Source organism: Pelomonas sp. V22, from assembly GCF_030014915.1.
GTDB lineage: Bacteria > Pseudomonadota > Gammaproteobacteria > Burkholderiales > Burkholderiaceae_C > JAUASW01.
Genome location: NZ_JAGIXS010000026.1, coordinates 1 through 860, shown reverse-complemented (window position 1 = coordinate 860; position 860 = coordinate 1). Strand labels below are relative to the sequence as shown.

At 61.4% G+C, this 860-nt stretch carries 1 protein-coding gene; it reads right to left on the bottom strand.

The genetic code is table 11. From position 1 onward, the window contains the following. A partial coding sequence (locus J7U46_RS23185) for a HAMP domain-containing protein (RefSeq protein WP_282829617.1) occupies nt 1–761 on the bottom strand: 761 nt, incomplete at its 3' end. Nucleotides 762–860 lie beyond the last annotated feature (99 nt).

Genomic DNA, 860 nt, shown 5'->3' with positions numbered 1-860 from the left:
ATGACGCCGATGATGTCGACCACCTTCTTCGAACTCTGCGCAATGTCGCTCATTGTCCGGACCACTTCCTGCATGGCCTGGCCGCCCTGTGCAGCAGCGGCGGCTGCCGAGCTGGCCAGAGTGTTGGCCTGACCGGCTGTTTCGGCGTTATTCTTGACTGTCGCCGTCATCTGCTCCATGGACGAGGCCGTCTGCTCGACGCTCGAAGCGGATTGCTCCGTTCGCGAACTCAGATCCAGATTTCCCTGAGAGATCTCCTGCGCCGAGTTCTTCACGCTGATGACCTGCTGGCTGACGTCATCGATCAGCCATCTGAACATCAATCCTAGCTGACTGATGGTGCGCATCGTCATGCCGATTTCGTCGACGCGGTCCATCTGGACGACCTCCCGATTGTTGCCGGTTGCCACGTCCAGCGCCTGCTTCCGCAGTTGCTCGATAGGCGCCGCCAACTGGCCTTCAAGCAGTAGAGAGCCGATCAAACACACACCGGTTGCCACAGCGAAGCCCGCCCAGGCGTGCGGACCACCCACGAACAGCGCGTGAGCGCCGAGCAGCAGGGCCCAAAGAAAGGCAAAGTTCGCGCGGACTCGGGCCCGCACCGACATGGACTTGAAAACAGAAAGCGCGCTTGCCCAGCCCGTGCGTACCAGAATGCCCTTGTGAAGTTTGCGACCGCGCTCGGTGCCCTCGCGGAGGCCCTTGTACAAGGATTCCGCCGCGCGGACCTCGTCAGCCGAGGGCTTGGTACGCACCGACATGTAGCCCTGGTGCCGACCGTTCCTTACGATGGGAACCGCATTTGCCCGAACCCAGTAGTGATCGCCGTTCTTGCGGCGATTTTTTACGAGCGCGGTCCA